Below are 18,039 nucleotides of genomic sequence, written 5' to 3'. Positions count from 1 at the left end.
CCGCTCGGCTGCTCAACCCGCTCCGCTGTTCATGCTGCCGTACAGACCGTTCACTTTCCTCCGGTCGTCCTGTTCAGTTTCGAGCGCACTGTGCAGGCCGCTGCCAGCTTTTGCGTATTTTCAACAAATGTGACGCATTTGTCATGAGCCTGTCATACGCGATGCATGCGGCGAAATCGCCCTGCGGGTCCGCCTGCCGATTGGCAGAGTGCTATTGTGCACCGCCGCTGACCGAAAGGCCCTGCGGCCGGGTATGTCCTTGCACCACCTATCATCCGTTCGGCAGCGGCCAGTCGGTCAATGGTTCCGTAGCTTTCTCTCATCGTATAGTGATGACGAGCATGGGAACCTGACGACGACAACTGGCCTGGGGCGGTGCGGATCGGATGAGCTGTGACAACTCAGCGGGCAAGGCACAGCAGTCCGGAGGGCCGCTGTCGGCGGAACGGCGTTTCCAGCTCCTGGTGGAGCACGTCATCGACTACGCCATCTACATGCTCGATCCCAGCGGCGTCGTGATCAGCTGGAACGCGGGCGCCCAACGGTTCAAGGGCTATGCGGCGTGCGACATCATCGGACAGCATTTCTCCTGCTTCTACACCGAAGAGGACCGAGCAGCCGGCAAGCCGGAGCTGGGCCTTCGGACTGCGCTTCAGGAGGGGAAGTTTGAAACGGAAGGCTGGCGCGTCCGCAAGGACGGCACCCGTTTCTGGGCAAGCGTCGTCATAGACGCAATCCGTGACGAGGCGGGGGAACTGATCGGGTTCGCAAAGATCACCCGGGACATCACCGAGCGCAAGGCCGCGCAGGAGGCTCTCGAGCAGGCTCGTGCCGAGCTCCTGCAGGTCCAGAAGATGGAAGCGGTCGGTCAGCTGAGCGGGGGGATCGCCCACGACTTCAACAACCTCCTCCAGGCACTGTCCGGTTGTCTGAAGCTGATCGAGCGACGGGCGGCCGAACCCGCCATACGGCCTGTCCTGGAAGCCGGGAATCAGGCGATCGAGCATGGCACGAAGCTGGTGCGCCAGCTCATGTCCTTCGCCCGGCAGCAAGACCTGCGGCCGGAAGCGGTGGACGTGCGCGACCGAGTACTGGGCATGTCGGCGCTGCTGGCCCGTGCGTTACGGGCCGATATCCGCCTGGAAAGCGACTTTGCACCCAGCCTGTGGGCGGTTCAGGTGGATCCAACCCAGTTCGAGCTTGCGCTCCTGAACTTGGCGGTGAACGCCCGCGATGCCATGCCGCACGGCGGCGCGCTGGTGGTGCGCGCCTGCAACCAGGCGCTCCCCGCCGGCGATCCGCGGGGCGTGACTGGGGATTTTGTGCACCTGACGATCACCGACACCGGCTCCGGCATGCCGCCGGAGGTCTTGGGCCGGGCCTTCGATCCCTACTTCACCACGAAGGACGTAGGAAAGGGCTCCGGCCTTGGTCTGTCCCAGGTCTATGGTTTTGTCCGCAACTCGGGCGGAGCGGCCTGGATTGACAGTGCGGTGGGGAAGGGAACGACGGTTCATGTCCTGCTCCCGCGCTCGCCGGCTTCTCCCCCTGTCCCCGCCGACGTTGTTGCGGAGCAGAGGCCGCAGGCACGACGGTCCGCCCGTGTGCTGGTGGTGGAGGATGATGCAATCGTCTCCATGACTGTCGCGGCCGCTCTGGAGGATGTGGGGTTCGTTGTCGAACGGGCGGTGACGGCGGACGATGCCTTGCCGATCCTGGCGGCCGGCGGTGTGGATCTGTTGTTCAGCGATGTCGTCATGCCGGGTACGATGAACGGCGTGGAGTTGGCGCGCGAGGCCCAACGGCGGCAACCCGGCTTGCCGATCATCCTGGCGACGGGATACAGTGAAGATATTGCGAAAGCGGCCGGCATCGAGGTCCTGCCCAAGCCTTACCGGGTCGAGCAACTCATCAAGCTCTTCGACAAAGTTTTGTCAAAAGCGGCTGAGGCACCGGAGGCTGTTTGAGAGCCGTTCCTTTTTGCCTCGGCCGTTCTTCACGTGAAGGCCGTCAATCAGCGTCTCCAGACGGTGGGTGCTTGTGAAAGGAACTCCAGAACACTTTTCACCAGTCCCCAGTCGCGCTCCGTAGGGCCGGCCAACAGGTAACCGTCGTGGAGACCTTGGAGCAAATAGCGGCGCGGGTCCTTGCAGATGGTGCCTTCAAACACATGCCATTCTCCGTCACACCAAGTAGCAACGAACTCCACTTCAGGATGCTGCTGCACGGGCCGGACCTCCATGCGCGCGATGACCGGCACGCCGATGTGCAGGACAACGGTGATCGTGTGGAGTTTCCCGTCGAGGGGCAGCAGAAAGGTGCAGATAACCGGTGCATCCAACATGTGCCGACAGATAGGCTGGTACTGAGATCGTCCAGGGGGCCTTGGCTTCTGCGCTGACCCATACCTCATCAGAAGTAAGGGGCTAGCTGTTGAGCGCTTTCTTCGGTTTGGGTGTGATCGATAGTACCCGGACGCCCGAGTCTTGAAGGTCGACGTCAAGCGTCTTGGTTCTTCCTAATTATTTTCCGTATTTTAAACCATTTATCATGATTTCCGATTATCTAATATAAATAGCCAAAAACAAAATCTCACAAATTCGACTTAATGTAAGTATATTATATTATAATTCCCTATGAAGATATTGTCAATATGGTTGTGATAGTCCGAACGACATTGGCAGGATCAAGGGGCTTGATGAGAATTTCCATCTGGCCAGGATCTTGGGCCTGGAGTTCATCTTTACCGCCCGGTGGTGGTGATCCCGTCATGACGACAACGGGGAGACCCGGCCGTCGGGCGCGGATCTGCCGAATGAGTTCGGCGCCACCAAGCTGCGGCATGCACAGGTCGGTGAGGAGCACATCAGCCGGATCATGCCTTTCGGCGTCGAGCGCTCGCAGGCCGTTGTGTGTGACCGTCACCCGGTATCCGGCTCTCTCCAGAGCCTCCTGGAGCGCCATCACGGCGAGAGCCTCGTCTTCGGCGATGATGATGTGTACAGAAGGTGGCACGGCACGTTCCATAGAAAAGCGCCACAGGCGCAGGATCGGTCCCAGACCTTGTTTGGGGAGTCCCCATCGTGATGCACCACAACCAACAGCGCAGTGGCGGGGCCGTTGCTCGTTGACTACGCCGCGTCGCCCAGATGTCGCCGCAGCACGTCGTGCAATTGACGGGGGGTGACCGGTTTGAACGCGATGCCGTAGCCGAGATCGCCCGCCTCCCGCTGCCACTCCATGCCGGTCTCGCCAGTCAGGATGATGGCCGGCACGGCCACGCCCAGCAGATCGCGGATGCGCTGGACGGCATCGGTGCCGCGCTCGCCGCCGCGCAGGCGATAGTCGGCGATGATGATGTCGGGGATGCGGCCGTCCGACTTCAGGCGCTCGACCGCTTGTTCGGCGGAGGCGGCAATCAGTGTCTGGAATTTCCAGTCCTGAAAGATGGCCCGGAGGCCAAGGAGCACGATGGCGTCGTCATCGACCAGTACCGCGAGGCGCCCCTCGCCATCCCGCGGCACGATGGCTCCTGGCTGATTGTCCAGAAGTGCCGGTGCCTTGCCGAGGGTGACATCGATGGAGAACACGGACCCCTGGCCCGGCTCCGATTCCACGGTGACGGGGTGGCCAAGCAGCCGCGACAGGCGCTGGACGATCGATAATCCCAGGCCGAGCCCCTGGCTGCGGTCGCGCTCTGGATTGCCCAATTGATGGAACTCATCGAAGACGCGCTCCAAGTGAGCGGGCGGGATGCCGATGCCGGTATCGTGCACCGCGATGCGGGCATGACCATTGACGACGTGACACGTCAGGCGGACGTAGCCGACCTCCGTGTAGCGGATGGCGTTCTCGACCAGGTTGCGCACCATGCGGCCAAGCAGGTTGGGATCGCTGCGTACGACGGTGTCGCAAGTGGCGCCGACCTGAAGCTCGAGGCCCTTTGCGGCGGCAACCGGCTGGTAGGAGGCGCCGATGTGATCGAGCACCGGCCGGATCGGGAAGTCTTCGATGGCCGGCCGGATGACACCGGCGTCCAAGCGCGACACATCGAGCAAGCTGTCGAGGAGGCCCTTCATCGTATCCAGCCCGCGCTCCAGCATGGTCAACGCATTGCGGCCGCGCTCGGAGGTGACGTGCGGGTGCAGCGCGGCGGCGAACATGAACATCGACTGCATGGGCTGGCGCAGATCGTGGCTGGCCGCCGCCAGGAACTTGGTCTTGGCGAGATTTGCCCGCTCGGCCTCGTTTTTTGCGGCCTGCAACGCTGCCTCGGCCTCCTTGCGTCGGGTGATGTCGATGTGAAGGCCCGAAACCCGAACCGGTGTCCCGTCCGGGTTGGAGATGGTACGCCCCACGGTTTCGACCCAGCGTACCGTGCCGTCGGGGTGCACGACGCGGTACTCCATGTGATGTTCGGCCTCGCGTGCCTCGATGGCGGCTTGGCGTTCCCGGATGACACGTTCCCGGTCCTCCGGGTGCAGGACGGCTTTCCAGGTCTCGTAGCCGGAGCGATCGCGGAGCGGGTCGAGTCCGAAGATGCGGAAGGATTCCTCGGACCAGACGGCCGTGCCGGTGCGGAGGTCAAGGTCGAAGCTGCCCGCACCCCCCGACTTCAAGGCAAGAACCAGACGCTCGCGCAACCGGACAAGATGGCGGATCCCCCCGGCCATGCCCGCGTAGCAGAGCGCCAGCACACCGATAAAGAGCCCCATGATGCGCCAGAGCGCTGCGTCGGTCGGGGCAAGAGCTGCTGATTTATCGATCCCCACCATGATCATCATGTCGGGGGCGCCCGTCTCCGGGCTTGAGTAGGCTATTACCCGCAGGATGCCATCTAGTGCCTCGATCTCTGCGGTGGATCGGCGGTTTCCTTTGAGCATGACGTGGAGTCGATCCGGCAGGGGGGCGCCGACGACGTCCGTCAACGGCGGCGTCCGCGCGAGCACCGTGCCGTTGCGGTCGGCCACCAGGATCACCGTGCCGCCGGGCAGCGGCTTGCGTTTCAAGAACTCATCCAGCCAAGCGATGTCGAGGAGGGCCGTGACCACCCCGACATGGGTACCATCCGCGTCCTTCAACGGCTGTCCGAATGTCAGGATGGCGTGGCCGATGCCGCGGGCGATGCTGTAGCCGCCCACGGCGAACGCGCCGGCTGACAATGCCTGTGTCACGTTCACGCGATCGCCGATGAAGCTCCCTATGGCGCGCGGGGCGGTCGCGCACCGCACGTGGCCGTCCAAGCCCATCACCTCGACAATAAGGTACGGCGGCAGTTGCTCCCGCAGCCCGTCCATCGCCGTTTGGCAGTTTGAGCCTGCGAGTTGAGGTGCCGCCGCTGTGGCTAAGGTCCCGAGGATGTGTTGGACGTCGTCGACCAGTCGCTGCTGCTCGGCCTCCACCCCGTCGAGCAGACGCATCGCGTCCGCGTGGACCGCTTCTTCCTGGTGTTGCCGAAGGCTAAGTTGCGTGGCGATCCCGACCGCCAGCAAAGGCAGCATGACCACAGAGAGCAGGAGAAGAGGGCGGCGCAAAGGTTTCTGCATGACGATACGCCCACGCGACGCGCTCACGTTGCACACCGTGAGCCGAATTCATTTGGTTAAAAGAAATAGGGGCGTGCGCGGGCATTGGTAGTTTGCGGCGATGCCGATTACAGCGCTGTTGACGAAGATGTTCCATTCGCGCCTGGTGTGCGATCAAGGCGGCGGCGCACGAGCGTGTTTACCTACGGCTTGAACCGGCGCTTCAGGAAAGCTTCCAGACTCCTGTCCGCGTCGGATTGATGCGACAGCAGAAGAGCCAGCGTGAAGTCGAGGGTCGCCCCCACGTCTTCGCTGTGGACAAATTTCATGGTCCGCCCCAACGCCATCTCGATCAAGGCGTGTTCTGCTGTGTGTTGCACGATGTCGGGATACCCGGCCGCTTCCATGAGAACGCCAGCCGCACTCGACGTTCGGACCAGATGTAATGGCCGTTCTTGTGCCGCAGGCACATCTGGGAAGTGGCGGTGGGGCGCTTCGTCGTCAGGGTGGCCATCGCTGCCAAAGGACCGGCACGGTCGTCGGGGTGAACGACTAGGACGGTCTCTTTGCGACAAGCTCCTCCGACTCGTACCCACGCGCGCAACGCGCCGGTGAGGAAGGTCCCGGTCCCGTTGAGGTCGTTGCGGGTGCCCCAGAGCGCCGGGAACCTTATGGCCGACGCCTGATCGCCAGGATGTTCACGGAACGTCCGTTCTGATAATCGACGCGAGTCGCGCTATGCTCCAGGTGCCGCGGTTGGCGTTCCTCCCTGTATACTCATCAATCACAGGTTCGCGTTGAGGTTGGTGCCAGTTAGAGGACCAAGCCACCCGGCCGCTTCGAGGCAGTTAGAAGATATGGCGTGGGCTGGAGCCATTGATGGGAATGGCGGGCTCGTCTGCTGCGCGATCCTTGGGCCGCCTTCCGCTCGTGAGCTTTGGTGCCAATGCGGACGGCTGTTCTTCAGCGCGGCGCACCGTTTTGCTTGGCTTTTCGCCTGTACAGTCGCTAGCCGGGCCAGAATGCGGAGATCAATTCCGCGGGGGAGCGACCGTTCTGTTGGCTATGCCGGCGTGAAGGGACTTGCGGCGGGCGTGGTATTAAAAGCCCCAAAACTAAGATGAGTGCATCTTGGCATTCTCAGGAGAGCTATTCCGCTCGGTTCTTGTCAATGGATTTGGGGTGTCTGCCTCTGCCGCTTCGGCATGAAAGTAAGGTATTCCTCAATTTTAATTATCATGTTGATGGTGCGAGAGGGGGGACTCGAACCCCCATGCCTTGCGGCGGTCGATTTTGAGTCGACTACGTCTACCGATTCCGTCACTCTCGCGTCGTAAATACTTAATGGTACTCTCTTGGCTCCTATGCTGCTCCTAGCCTCTACGGCCGGTGCAGTTGCCACTCTCCTTGTGTGCAGCTAAGCCCTTATAACCTAACCTCTTTTTCGCTCCGTGCGGCAAATTGCCGCACCCTAGACAAACCTGTTTTTGAGTCCACTGCGTCTACCAGTTCCGCCACTCTCGCAAACCGGTGCCCGCTATATAGAGGGGATTTGGCGTTTCGACAAAGAGTTTTCGGCGACAGCACCTCGCGGCGTCTGGTCGAAGGGCGGTCCGCGCGCTAATCTTCCCATCATGATGAACCGTTTCGCTCTCGATGACCCGCGCTTCCCCGCAGCGTTCCTGGCGATCGCCAGCGCCGGGATCCTGGCGGCGGCGCTGTTCTTCCAGTTCGTGCTGGGCTACCAGCCCTGCGTGCTCTGCCTGTGGCAGCGGGTGCCCTACGGGGCGGTGATCGCCTTTTCCATCGCGACGCTGCTGTTCCGGCAGTGGAAGGGGCTCGGCGACGCCCTGCTGGTGGCGAGCGGGTTCGCGCTGCTGGCCGGGGCCGGCATCGCCGCCTACCATGTGGGGGTGGAGCAGCACTGGTGGGCCGGCACCTCGGCCTGCGGTTCCACCGGCCACGCCCCCCAGACGCTGGAGGAGCTGCGCGCGCAGGTGCTGGCGGCGCCCGTGACGCGCTGCGACGACATCGCCTGGTCGCTGTTCGGCGTGTCGATGGCCGGCTACAATGTTCTCATCTCGCTGGCCCTGTCCGCCTTCGCCTTCCTGGCCGCGCGCAGCGCCTACATCCGGACCACGGCCACCAGGACTTTCGCATGACCCCGCTCGACGAACGCTCCACCGCCCCCGCCATCATCGCCAAGCCGGCGGAGCCCAAGAAGCCCCGCGGCCGCCTGCCCGGCGACCCGACTCCGGAGGAGCGGCTGGCCCGCATCGTCCGCGTGGACCACGCCGGCGAATACGGCGCCAAGCGCATTTACGAAGGGCAGATCGCGGTGATGGGCAAGGGCCGGCACGGCCGGACGCTCCGCCACATGGCCGACCAGGAGCTGGAGCACCTGCGCTATTTCGAGGGTCAGCTGAACGCGCGCCAGGTCCGGCCGACGCTGTTGCAGCCCATCTGGCACGTGGCCGGCTTCCTGCTGGGCGCCGGCACGGCCGTCCTGGGGGAGCGCGCGGCGATGGCCTGCACCGTGGCGGTGGAGGAGGTCATCGACGGCCACTACGAGTCGCAGCTGAAGCACCTCGGCCCCGAGGAGGCGGATCTCAAGACCTCCATCCTCAAGTTCCAGGCCGAGGAGATGGAGCACCGCGACATCGGGCTGACCAACGGGGCCGAGCAGGCGCCCGCCTACCCGGCCCTGTCCGCCGCCATCAAGGCGGGCACCAAGGCCGCCATCTGGCTGGCCGAACGCGTCTGACGGCTTATCCGCCCTTCATTCCGCAGGCCCCGCGCCGGTTTCCGCCGGCGCGGGCGTTCCGTAAATCTCGTCCTCCGTGCGTCCGCACCCTTCACACCGGCCGTCCTCGCCGATGATGCAGATGCCGATGCAGAGGCTTTCGTCCTCGTCCATGGTGCCCGCCGTTCACATGGGATCCAATTCGGTGTCCCAATAAAGAAAATCCCGCCAACTTTCATGGAGGAAGTTTGGCGGGAAGGCTCGTCCGTTCTCTTGAAGCTCGTAGGCGGTCGGCTGGAAGGGAGGACTGAGGGGGATCATGCCGCAGGTGTGCGGCAGCCTGTTTCCCTTCGCGAGGTTGCAGGCCGAGCAGGAGGTGACGACGTTGTCCCAGGTGGTGCGCCCGCCGCGCGACCGCGGGATGACGTGGTCGAAGGTCAGTTCCTGCGTCGGGAAGGGGCGGCCGCAGTACTGGCAGGCGAAACGGTCGCGCAGGAACACGTTGAAGCGCGTGAAGGCCGGCCGCCGCGTCGCCGGAATGAACTCCTTCAGCGAAATGACGCTAGGCAGCTTGATCTCGAAGCTGGGGGAGCGAACCGTGCGGTCATATTCGGAGATGATGTTCACCCGGTCCAGGAAGACGGCCTTGACCGCTTCCTGCCATGACCATAGCGACAGCGGGAAGTAGCTGAGCGGACGAAAGTCTGCGTTCAGCACCAGAGCCGGACAGTGATCGGGTGGTGGAGCCAATGGCCACTCCCTTGTCTGGATCGTTTCTGGCCGTCCGTCCATTCCGCCGGAAAAAAGCCCCAACGGAAGTACGGCACACCAGATAGATAGATGATCCAGCCCGCAATCTCAACATCTCGGGCCACGCTGCGTCCATTCTTCACGATCCTGTAACCCGATCGATGGAAGGGCGCGGGGCGGGAAAGGCCCGCAGTTCCGCCGAACCAAGCCGTCCGCGCGTCGGTGTGACAATTCCCGTCCCCCCGTTTGCGCCGCTGCAGCACCGCCATTTTTGGCTGTCATGGTTACCTCGCGTTAACCATGCTCTGCGATGGTTGCCCCGCATTCCAAGCAGGTTTCGCGGGTTTCCCGGAACCGCCCGTGGGAGGGCGGCGGACGGGGAGCCGGCTTAGGGGGACATCCATGAGCGCCATCATCATCAGCCTCGCCGAGAAGCGCGCCGAACGCGAGGAGCGCGACCGCCAGCGCCGCATCGACGCCTTCGACCGCGAGCTGCGCCGCCGGCTCGCCATGTATCTCGAAGGCGAGGACATCCCGGTCGAGCCGATCAAGGACAACCCCTACATCTGAAGCGGACTTCCGTCCGCTTCAGATTCTAAATGGCCTCATTCGCCGGCCGGGCTTCGGCCGCACGTGCGGCCGGGACCGCGGTCGCGGTCCAAAGCGGATCGAGCTCCGCTTTAAGCCCCTGCCTTCAAGGCCTTTCTGCGGAGGCCCGCTCTTCGGATATAAGGGCGGGCATGACCGACATCGTCACCCGCTTCGCGCCGAGCCCGACCGGCCATCTCCATCTCGGGCACGCCCATTCCGCTCTGTTCGGCTGGCGGACCGCCAGGGAGGCGGGCGGGCGGTTCCTGCTGCGCATCGAGGACATCGATCCCAAGCGCTGCCGGCCGGAGTTCGAACGCGACCTGATGGAAGACCTGGCGTGGCTCGGGCTGACGTGGGAGACGCCCGTCCGCCGCCAGTCGGACCATTTGGACGACCACCGCGCCGCGCTGGGGCGGCTCCGGGACCTCGGCGTCGTCTATCCCTGCTTCTGCACCCGCAAGGACATCGCCGCGGAGATCGCCCGCGCCGGCCATGCCCCGCACGGCCCGGACGGGCCGCTCTACCCCGGCACCTGCCGCCACTTGGACGATTCGTTACGCCAAGCGCGGATGGAGGAGGGGGCGGCCTACGCGCTCCGCCTCGACGTCGCGAAGGCCAGGGGCATCACCGGGCCGCTGCGCTGGCACGACCGCGCCCGCGGCTGGCAGGAGGCGACGCCGGAGATCCTGGGCGACGTCGTGCTGGCCCGCAAGGACACGCCGACCAGCTACCACCTCGCCGTCACGGTGGACGACCACCTGCAGGGTGTGACGCTGGTCACGCGGGGCGAGGACCTCTTCTTCGCGACCCACGTCCACCGCCTTCTTCAGGCGCTGTTGCGGGTCGAGCCCCCCGAATACCACCACCATGCCTTGCTGACGAACGAGCGCGGCGAGAGGCTGGCCAAGCGCGACCAGGCGAAGTCCTTGCGCTCCCTGCGGGACGTGGGGCTGGAGCCGTCGGCGGTGCGTGCATTGGCTGGTTTTCCGAACGACCTATGATCATCATCCGCAGGTCTCGCACCGATCGGAAGAAGGTCATGGGTCGAGATGGCCCGCCTGGAATCATCCGGAAATTCAGCGTATCTTTCTAAAGAGCTTGAATGTCCGGTGGCTGATCAACCTGCCGGGCAGACGGTCGGACGCAGGATCCCAGACGGGGGTCGACGATGCGGGTGGCGCCATCCGGGGCTGTGGTCCCCGCTCTGCAGAATTCCGTGGACGCGCAGCGGGTCTTCGATGCGCTGGGTGTGCTCGTCGTGGTCCTCGACCGCCAGGGGCGGATCACGGACATGAACGCGGCGGCGCAGCGCCTCGCCAGCGTGCCGCGGGAGGCGCTGGTCGGGCAGCCCTTCGCGGCGGCCTTCCTGTGGGGCGGGGCCGACGACGCGGCGCACCGGCTCGGCGAGGCCCTGGCCGCCGCCGGCGACGGGATGAGCCGCACGCTGACCCTGCGCGCCGACGACCATTGGCTGGACCTGACCGTGGCGCCCCTGCCGTCGGACGAGGGCGCGCAGCCCGGCCTTGTGGTGACCGGCGTGGACGCCGGCCGGCGCGTGCGCGCGGAGAAGGAGGCGCGCGACCGCGAGGACCGGCTGCGCACCGCCAAGGAAGAGGCGGAGCGCGCCAACCGCTCCAAGGCGAATTTCCTGGCCGCCGCCAGCCACGACCTGCGCCAGCCTGCGCAGTCGCTGACCCTGTTCGGCGCGCTGCTGGCCGACCGGCTGCGCGGCCACGCGCAGATGCCGCTGGTTCACAGCCTGAACCAGGCGGTCGAGGCCCTGCGCGCGCTGCTCGACGCCCTGCTCGACGTGGCGCGGCTCGACGCCGGCATCGTGGTGCCCGACCCGGCGCCTTTTCCGCTGGCCGACCTGCTCGAACGCCTGCGGGGGGACTATGGGCCACGCGCCTACGGGAAGGGGCTGCGCCTGCACATCCGGCCGACCGGCGCGTGGGTCCACACCGACGCCGCGCTGCTGGAGCGCGTCATGCGCAACCTGCTGGACAACGCCCTGAAATACACCGGCGCCGGCGGAGTCCTGGTCGGCTGCCGGCCGCGCGGCGGCGTCCTGCGCATCGACGTGGTGGACAGCGGCGTCGGGGTGCCGACGGACAGGCTGGAGGACATCTTCGAGGAGTTCGTCCAGCTCGGCAACGCGGAGCGCGACCGCGCGCGGGGGCTCGGGCTCGGCCTCGCGGTGGTGAAGCGGCTGTCGCGGCTGCTGGGCCTGCCGGTCACTGTGCGCTCCTCGCCCGGCCGGGGAACCCGATTTTCCGTGGAGGTACCGATGCACATCGCCTCGCAGCCCGCGCCGGCGGGCCGGACTTGGAGCGAACTGGACGGCGACTGCGGGCTGGCGCTCCTCATCGACGACGAGACGCTGATCCTGGAAAGCCTGCGCATGGTGCTGGAACAGTGGGGCTGGGACGTGTTGGCCGCCCCGTCGGGGGAAGAGGCACTGCGCCTGCTGGAAGGGGCGGAGCGGCTGCCCGACGTGATCATCGCCGATTACCGCCTGCGCCACGGCCGAACGGGGGTGGAGGCGATCCGCGACGTGCACGCGCTGCTCGGCACGCCGATCCCGGCCGTCGTGCTGACCGGCGACACCAACCCCGACCGCATCCGGGAGGCGCGGTGCAGCGGCTTCGCCGTCCTGCACAAACCGGTGACCCTGAGCGAGCTGTCGACCCAGCTCACCACCGTGCGGACCCGCCCCATGGTCGCCGCCGACTGAGCGAGAGGGTGGGGCCGTAGGTTGGGTGGAGGCGCAGCCGAAACCCAACAGACCCCGCATGGCGACGCTGTCGGGTTGCGCTGCGCTTCACCCGACCTACGGGGAAATGCTACGGCTGAACGGGCCGCCGCAGGCCGGCGACGATGTCCAGGTAGTCCGGCTCCTCCGGGGTCAGCCAGCCGTGGCGGACCAGGAAGTCGATGACCACGAGGTTGACGTTGAACTTCCAGTCCCCGGTCGTGCGCACCGATTCGGCGACGCGGTCCAGCGGCCACAGCTCGAACTTTTCGACCTCGCCGTCGGTGTTGGTGGGCACAAAGCCGGGGTCGAGTTCCAGGTCGTAGAGGAACAGCGTGTCGCGCTTCAGCCCGGCCTGCGTCTCCATGACGTAGGACAGGGCACCGACCGGCACGGCGCGGGCGGCGAGGTCGGCGCCGATGCCCGCCTCCTCCTGCGCTTCCTTGACCAGGTTCTCGGCGAGCGACAGGCCGATCGGCTGGCCGCCGGCGATCAGGTTGTCGAGCTGGCCGGGCGCCACCTCGCGGTCGCGGGCGCGGTGGCCGACCCACAGGGCGAGGCTTCCGCCAGGCTGGGCATCGTCCTGCCGCACGAAGCCGTTCACATGGATGCCGTAGGCGGCGACACCGAACTGCGCCACCGCCGCGCGGTCGATGCGCATCAGCGGCTCCGCACCCCACTTCGGCAGCACCGGGTAGAACTCGTTGCGCAGCGCCTTGACCGCCCCCTCCTCGACCAGGAACTGCGCGGCGTGCTCCAGCGTGGCGGAGCGCGCCTCGAAGTCGCGCAGCTCCGGCGCCAGCGTCACGCGGTCGGCCGTCACGACGAAGCCGGGATCGACCTCGGGCAGCCGGTCGGCCAGCGCGTGGCGGATCCAGCCGATGCGGTGCCCCTCGACGTCGAACGGACGGAAGCCGGAGAGGTCGTGCGCGTTGCACGCGCGGATGTGATCGAGGAAGCTCATGCACTCCCGTGTATCCCCGGCGGCGGGGCGGCGCAAGGCGCCTTTGGTGGATCGGCATCCGGTTGCAATGGCCGCCGCCGCAGCGTACACCTCGTACGCAAAGGGAGGACTGCCGGGCGGGTGGCCGCCCGCGGCATGGGGCGAGGGACGGACCGATGGCGGGCGCGTTCGGGGACTGGTCGGTTCTGGTCATCGAGGACGAAAGCTTCACCCGCATGGTGCTGGCGAAGATGCTCGGCACGCTGGGCTTCAAGGCCGTCCATCAGGCCGCGGACGGGGAGGCCGGGCTGGCCGCCGTCCGGGCGCACGCCCCGGACGTCGTGGTCTGCGACGTGGAGATGCAGCCCATGGACGGGCTGGGCTTCCTGAAGGCGCTGCGCGCCAGCCCCGACTCGCGCGACCGGGCGCTGCCGGTGGTCTTCATGACCAACCGCACCGACCAGGCCCGCATGGACGAGGCGGCGGCGCTGGGCGCCGGCATCTTCATCCTGAAGCCGGCCACCCCGGAATCGCTGGCGGAATGCCTGAGCGCGAAACTCGGTTGAACCAGCGGTCCGGGTCGCGGTCACAACTTTTCCCCCAACCTGTTGCAAGACTGCCAAGTCTTTGATTCCAGCCGCGTTCCGGATGGCCCCGTTCGAGGTCGGCCACCGTGGCAAGCCCACTTCACCAAAATTCCGCCTTGTTGATCTGCTGTGATGAGCTTCACCATCTCTCTTTGGAAGAGGTGGATCATGGGCCTCGTCCATGCGTTAATGTCTTTGTGACACCGTTTGCGAAGCAGGATGTTGTTAAGGATTGGTGGGCACACTTACGGTTAACCGAAGCGCCGACGTGGGTTGATAGGTGGGTTGAGGCGCGAAACGGCACTGGAGGTCGATGGCGTGATCGGCACGGTCCAGCGAGTCCCCGACAAGCGGCATCCGGACATGGGCCCGGGCGCTGGCTGGCCATCACCGTCACGTTCACTTCGACTGCCACATCGACTGCCACATCGACTGTCTTCAAATCGATCGTCTCGCGAAACCACTTCGGCGCGAATCGACCACGCAATGCGGCGCAAGCACAGGCGTGGCGTCAACTGGCCGCCTGTTCTAATCCTGAAGGCCGATCCGGCGTTCCGCACGGCTTTTCCGGTTATTAAGACTGCCCGCCTGGAAAGCTCTAGGTCGAGCATTACATTCAGATTTGAACCATTCGAGTTCAGCGGTCCCAAGGGGGTGCTGCATTTGAACCGCAACCGCATAAAAGGTCTGGCTTTCGACGGTGAGCGGGGTCGACGCGGGACTGTTCCGCCCGTGGCGCCCCATACTTCGCGGCGCGTGCCGCCCCCGCCGCCCGGGTCTCCCGGCGGCAGCCCCGACGCATCGGACTAAGAGATACGGAGCGAGGAATGTTCCCGGCCGACGAACTGTTCACGCGCTATACGCAGTCCTATGAGGGGCGCCGTGAGGTTGAGATGAGCCTTACGGAATACCTCCAGGAATGCCGCGACGACCCGATGATGTATGCCTCCGCACCGGAGCGCATCCTCGCCGCCATCGGCGAACCGGAAGTCGTCGACACCGCCAAGGATCCGCGCCTTGGCCGAATCTTCATGAACCGGACGATCAAGATCTATCCGGCCTTCGCCGACTTCTACGGCATGGAGGAGACGATCGAGCGCATCGTCGGCTTCTTCCGCCACGCCGCGCAAGGGTTGGAGGAGCGCAAGCAGATCCTCTACCTGCTGGGCCCGGTCGGCGGCGGCAAGTCGTCGCTGGCGGAACGGCTGAAGTCGCTGATGGAGAAATGCCCGGTCTACGTGCTGAAGGCCGGCAAGGAAGTCAGCCCGGTCTTCGAAAGCCCGCTCGGCCTCTTCAACCCCGAGGAGATGGGCGACCTGCTGGAGGACCGCTACGGCATCCCGCGCCGCCGCCTGACCGGCCTGATGAGCCCCTGGGCCGTCAAGCGCCTGGACGAGTTCGGCGGCGACATCTCGCGCTTCCGTGTGGTGAAGCTGCACCCCAGCAAGCTGCGCCAGATCTGCGTGACCAAGACGGAGCCCGGCGACGAGAACAACCAGGACATCTCCTCGCTGGTCGGCAAGGTCGACATCCGCAAGCTGGAGATGTACAGCCAGAACGATCCCGACGCCTACAGCTTCTCCGGCGGCCTGAACCGCGCCAGCCAGGGCCTGCTGGAATTCGTCGAGATGTTCAAGGCGCCCATCAAGATGCTGCACCCGCTGCTGACGGCGACCCAGGAGGGGAACTACGTCGGCTCGGAGAACATCGGCGCCATCCCGTTCCAGGGCATCATCCTCGCCCACTCCAACGAGGCGGAGTGGCAGTCCTTCAAGAACAACAAGAACAACGAAGCCTTCATCGACCGCATCTGCGTGATCAAGGTGCCCTACTGCCTGCGCGTGCAGGAGGAGCAGCGGATCTACGACAAGCTGGTCAAGGGCTCCGATCTGGCGACCGCGCCCTGCGCGCCGTCGACGCTGGAGATGCTGGCGAAGTTCTCGGTGCTGTCGCGCCTGCGCGACCATCCGAACTCCAGCCTCTACTCCAAGATGCGCGTCTATGACGGCGAGAGCATGAAGGAGACCGACCCCAAGGCCAAGTCCATGCAGGAATACCGCGACCAGGCGGGCGTGGACGAAGGCATGGACGGCATCTCCACCCGCTTCGCCTTCAAGGTGCTGGCCGCGACCTTCAACTACGACTCGACCGAGATCTCGGCCGACCCGGTCCACCTGATGTACATCCTTGAGCAGTCGATCAAGCGGGAGCAGTTCCCCGACGACACCGAGAAGAAGTACATCGAGTTCATCAAGGCCGAGATGGCGCCGCGCTACGCGGAGTTCATCGGCAACGAGATCCAGAAGGCCTATCTGGAATCCTACAGCGACTACGGCCAGAACCTGTTCGACCGCTACGTCGACTACGCCGACGCGTGGATCGAAGACCAGGACTTCAAGGATCCGGACACCGGCCAGCTGATGAACCGCGAGCTTCTGAACCAGGAGCTGACCAAGATCGAGAAGCCCGCCGGGATCGCCAACCCGAAGGACTTCCGCAACGAGGTCGTGAAGTTCGCGCTCCGGGCGCGGGCCGCCAACGCCGGGCGCAACCCCTCCTGGACGTCCTACGAAAAGATCCGCGAGGTGATCGAGAAGCGCATGTTCTCCCAGGTGGAGGATCTGCTGCCCGTGATCAGCTTCGGGTCCAAGAAGGACAGCGAGACCGAGAAGAAGCACAACGAGTTCGTGTCGCGCATGATGACCCGCGGCTACACCGAGCGGCAGGTCCGCCGGCTGGTCGAGTGGTACATGCGCGTGAAGCAGGCCGGCTGATCGGTCGGCCTGCTCGGCACGAGCGTGAATCGGTAGGAGGGGCTCCCCCTTGATGAACATCATCGACCGTCGCCTGAACCCGCAGGGCAAGAGCCTGGCCAACCGCCAGCGCTTCCTGCGGCGCGCCAAGGAACAGGTGGTAAAGGCGGTGCGGGATGCCTCGGGCAAGCGTGGCATCCAGGACATCGAAAACGGCGAGAAGGTCACCATCTCGACCGGCGGCGTGCGGGAGCCCTCCTTCCACCGCTCCGGGTCCGGCGGCGTGCGCGACTACGTCGTGCCGGGCAACAAGGAGTATGTGGAGGGAGACACCATCTCCCGTCCGGAGGAGCAGGGCGGCGGACGCGGGTCGGAAGGCAGCCCCGACGGGGAGGGCGACGACGATTTCCGCTTCGTCCTGTCCCGCGAGGAGTTCCTGGACATCTTCCTGGAAGACCTGGAACTCCCCGACCTGGTGAAGCAGAAGGTCAAGCAGTCGGAATCCCACTCGCTGACGCGGGCGGGCTATTCGGTGACGGGCTCGCCGGCCAACCTGAACCTGGTGCGCACCATGCGCAACAGCCTCAGCCGGCGCATCGCGCTGAAGCGTCCGAAGCCGGCGGAGGTGGCCGAGCTTGAGGATCTGCTGCGCGAGGCGGAGGACCGCGGCGAGGACCCGGAGGTCCTGCGGGACATGCGCAGCCAGTTGGAGCGGCATTATCTCCGCGCCAAGCGCATTCCCTTCATCGACCCGATCGACGTCCGCTACAACCGCTTCGAAACGGTGCCGAAGCCCATCGCGCAGGCGGTCATGTTCTGCCTGATGGACGTCTCCGGCTCCATGACGGAGCACATGAAGGACCTCGCCAAGCGCTTCTTCATGCTGCTCTACCTGTTCCTGAAGCGGCGCTACCGCTCCGTGGACATCGTCTTCATCCGCCACACCCACGAGGCCAAGGAGGTGGACGAGGACACGTTCTTCTACTCCACCGAGACCGGCGGCACCGTGGTCTCGACGGCGCTGGAGGAGATGCAGCGCATCGTCAAGGAGCGGTACCCGGAAAACGAGTGGAACATCTACGCGGCCCAGGCGTCGGACGGCGACAACATGTCGTCGGACAACGCCCGCTCCGCCGGCCTGTTGAAGGACGCGATCCTGCCGCTCTGCCAGTACTTCGCCTACATCGAGGTGGCGGCGGAGCACAACATGGGCCTGTCGGCGCTGGGGCGCGAGACGGAACTGTGGCGCACCTACAAGATGGTCCAGGGGCCAGACCTTCCCCTTGCCATGCGCCGCGTCCGCTCCCGCCGGGAGATCTTCCCCGTCTTCCGCGACCTGTTCGCCCGCGAGAAGGCCGGGGCTTAGCCGGATGAAATTTCACCACAGAGACACGG

16 protein-coding genes and 1 tRNA gene are annotated in these 18,039 nt (G+C 65.3%); 9 read left to right on the top strand and 8 right to left on the bottom strand.

All coding sequences use genetic code 11. The annotated features are described in order from the left end of the window. Positions 1-386 precede the first annotated feature (386 nt). The gene (locus J2851_RS25900; RefSeq protein WP_209769904.1) at positions 387-1,967 is read left to right on the top strand and encodes a PAS domain-containing sensor histidine kinase; all 1,581 of its coding nucleotides are present in this window, start codon (positions 387-389) and stop codon (positions 1,965-1,967) included. A 47-nt stretch (positions 1,968-2,014) separates the two neighbouring features. Here the strand turns inward: J2851_RS25900 and J2851_RS25895 are convergent, their stop codons facing one another. The 5 genes from J2851_RS25895 to J2851_RS25875 all read right to left on the bottom strand — a co-directional run bounded on the left by J2851_RS25895 (position 2,015) and on the right by J2851_RS25875 (position 6,855). Beyond that, the gene (locus J2851_RS25895) at positions 2,015-2,344 is read right to left on the bottom strand and encodes a hypothetical protein (protein ID WP_209769903.1); all 330 of its coding nucleotides are present in this window, start codon (positions 2,342-2,344) and stop codon (positions 2,015-2,017) included. A 290-nt stretch (positions 2,345-2,634) separates the two neighbouring features. Continuing rightward, on the bottom strand, positions 2,635-3,027 hold the full coding sequence (locus tag J2851_RS25890) for a response regulator (RefSeq protein ID WP_209769902.1): 393 nt from the start codon (positions 3,025-3,027) through the stop codon (positions 2,635-2,637). 104 nt (positions 3,028-3,131) lie between these two features. Next, the gene (locus tag J2851_RS25885) at positions 3,132-5,546 is read right to left on the bottom strand and encodes an ATP-binding protein (protein ID WP_209769900.1); all 2,415 of its coding nucleotides are present in this window, start codon (positions 5,544-5,546) and stop codon (positions 3,132-3,134) included. Positions 5,547-5,728: 182 nt separating this feature from the next. Then, a complete protein-coding gene (locus J2851_RS25880; RefSeq protein WP_209769898.1) occupies positions 5,729-5,932 on the bottom strand; it encodes a hypothetical protein in 204 nt (67 codons plus the stop codon). Positions 5,933-6,770: 838 nt separating this feature from the next. Continuing rightward, a tRNA-Leu gene (locus J2851_RS25875) sits at positions 6,771-6,855 on the bottom strand. A gap of 304 nt (positions 6,856-7,159) precedes the next feature. Between J2851_RS25875 and J2851_RS25870 the strand changes: the two genes are divergently transcribed. Beyond that, positions 7,160-7,687, top strand: coding sequence for a disulfide bond formation protein B (locus tag J2851_RS25870; protein WP_209769897.1), 528 nt, complete (start codon positions 7,160-7,162; stop codon positions 7,685-7,687). Then, complete coding sequence (locus J2851_RS25865; protein ID WP_209769896.1) at positions 7,684-8,289, top strand: demethoxyubiquinone hydroxylase family protein; 606 nt, start codon at positions 7,684-7,686, stop codon at positions 8,287-8,289. The genes J2851_RS25870 and J2851_RS25865 overlap by 4 nt, the downstream gene beginning before the upstream one ends. Before the next feature lie 15 nt (positions 8,290-8,304). On the opposite strand, the gene J2851_RS25860 is transcribed toward J2851_RS25865, so the two are convergent. Next, on the bottom strand, positions 8,305-8,442 hold the full coding sequence (locus J2851_RS25860) for a DUF1289 domain-containing protein (RefSeq protein ID WP_209769895.1): 138 nt from the start codon (positions 8,440-8,442) through the stop codon (positions 8,305-8,307). A 12-nt stretch (positions 8,443-8,454) separates the two neighbouring features. Beyond that, entirely contained in the window at positions 8,455-9,060 is a 606-nt protein-coding gene (locus J2851_RS25855; RefSeq protein ID WP_370881319.1) for an HNH endonuclease, read from the bottom strand. A 360-nt stretch (positions 9,061-9,420) separates the two neighbouring features. Here J2851_RS25855 and J2851_RS25850 point away from each other — a divergent pair, with 360 nt between their 5' ends. From J2851_RS25850 to J2851_RS25840, 3 genes are all read left to right on the top strand, one after another. Then, positions 9,421-9,588, top strand: coding sequence for a hypothetical protein (locus J2851_RS25850; RefSeq protein WP_209769893.1), 168 nt, complete (start codon positions 9,421-9,423; stop codon positions 9,586-9,588). 170 nt (positions 9,589-9,758) lie between these two features. Continuing rightward, positions 9,759-10,610, top strand: coding sequence for a tRNA glutamyl-Q(34) synthetase GluQRS (gluQRS, locus tag J2851_RS25845; RefSeq protein ID WP_209769892.1), 852 nt, complete (start codon positions 9,759-9,761; stop codon positions 10,608-10,610). A gap of 215 nt (positions 10,611-10,825) precedes the next feature. Continuing rightward, complete coding sequence (locus tag J2851_RS25840; RefSeq protein WP_209769891.1) at positions 10,826-12,343, top strand: hybrid sensor histidine kinase/response regulator; 1,518 nt, start codon at positions 10,826-10,828, stop codon at positions 12,341-12,343. Positions 12,344-12,452: 109 nt separating this feature from the next. Here J2851_RS25840 and J2851_RS25835 read toward each other — a convergent pair whose 3' ends face one another. Further along, a complete protein-coding gene (locus J2851_RS25835; RefSeq protein WP_209769890.1) occupies positions 12,453-13,325 on the bottom strand; it encodes a DUF4743 domain-containing protein in 873 nt (290 codons plus the stop codon). 155 nt (positions 13,326-13,480) lie between these two features. Here J2851_RS25835 and J2851_RS25830 point away from each other — a divergent pair, with 155 nt between their 5' ends. The 3 genes from J2851_RS25830 to J2851_RS25820 all read left to right on the top strand — a co-directional run bounded on the left by J2851_RS25830 (position 13,481) and on the right by J2851_RS25820 (position 18,010). After that, positions 13,481-13,870 carry a response regulator gene (locus J2851_RS25830; RefSeq protein ID WP_209769888.1) on the top strand — a complete coding sequence of 130 codons (390 nt, stop codon included), beginning with the start codon at positions 13,481-13,483 and terminating at the stop codon, positions 13,868-13,870. 848 nt (positions 13,871-14,718) lie between these two features. Next, a complete protein-coding gene (locus tag J2851_RS25825) occupies positions 14,719-16,665 on the top strand; it encodes a PrkA family serine protein kinase (protein WP_209769886.1) in 1,947 nt (648 codons plus the stop codon). Positions 16,666-16,717: 52 nt separating this feature from the next. Then, a complete protein-coding gene (locus J2851_RS25820; protein ID WP_209769884.1) occupies positions 16,718-18,010 on the top strand; it encodes a YeaH/YhbH family protein in 1,293 nt (430 codons plus the stop codon). The last annotated feature ends 29 nt before the right edge of the window (positions 18,011-18,039 follow it).

It is taken from the genome of Azospirillum rugosum, from assembly GCF_017876155.1.
Classification (GTDB): Bacteria; Pseudomonadota; Alphaproteobacteria; order Azospirillales; family Azospirillaceae; genus Azospirillum; species Azospirillum rugosum.
This window is presented reverse-complemented; position numbering and strand designations above follow the sequence as displayed.

Coding starts and splice junctions, on each gene's coding strand:
- J2851_RS25900 (WP_209769904.1), top strand. CDS start 387: ATGAGCTGTGACAACTCAGCGGGCAAGGCACAGCAGTCCGGAGGGCCG.
- J2851_RS25820 (WP_209769884.1), top strand. CDS start 16,718: ATGAACATCATCGACCGTCGCCTGAACCCGCAGGGCAAGAGCCTGGCC.
- J2851_RS25890 (WP_209769902.1), bottom strand. CDS start 3,027: ATGGAACGTGCCGTGCCACCTTCTGTACACATCATCATCGCCGAAGAC.
- J2851_RS25855 (WP_370881319.1), bottom strand. CDS start 9,060: ATGGACGGACGGCCAGAAACGATCCAGACAAGGGAGTGGCCATTGGCT.
- J2851_RS25860 (WP_209769895.1), bottom strand. CDS start 8,442: ATGGACGAGGACGAAAGCCTCTGCATCGGCATCTGCATCATCGGCGAG.
- J2851_RS25830 (WP_209769888.1), top strand. CDS start 13,481: ATGGCGGGCGCGTTCGGGGACTGGTCGGTTCTGGTCATCGAGGACGAA.
- J2851_RS25880 (WP_209769898.1), bottom strand. CDS start 5,932: ATGGAAGCGGCCGGGTATCCCGACATCGTGCAACACACAGCAGAACAC.
- J2851_RS25850 (WP_209769893.1), top strand. CDS start 9,421: ATGAGCGCCATCATCATCAGCCTCGCCGAGAAGCGCGCCGAACGCGAG.
- J2851_RS25870 (WP_209769897.1), top strand. CDS start 7,160: ATGATGAACCGTTTCGCTCTCGATGACCCGCGCTTCCCCGCAGCGTTC.
- J2851_RS25865 (WP_209769896.1), top strand. CDS start 7,684: ATGACCCCGCTCGACGAACGCTCCACCGCCCCCGCCATCATCGCCAAG.
- J2851_RS25835 (WP_209769890.1), bottom strand. CDS start 13,325: ATGAGCTTCCTCGATCACATCCGCGCGTGCAACGCGCACGACCTCTCC.
- gluQRS (WP_209769892.1), top strand. CDS start 9,759: ATGACCGACATCGTCACCCGCTTCGCGCCGAGCCCGACCGGCCATCTC.
- J2851_RS25895 (WP_209769903.1), bottom strand. CDS start 2,344: ATGTTGGATGCACCGGTTATCTGCACCTTTCTGCTGCCCCTCGACGGG.
- J2851_RS25825 (WP_209769886.1), top strand. CDS start 14,719: ATGTTCCCGGCCGACGAACTGTTCACGCGCTATACGCAGTCCTATGAG.
- J2851_RS25885 (WP_209769900.1), bottom strand. CDS start 5,546: ATGCAGAAACCTTTGCGCCGCCCTCTTCTCCTGCTCTCTGTGGTCATG.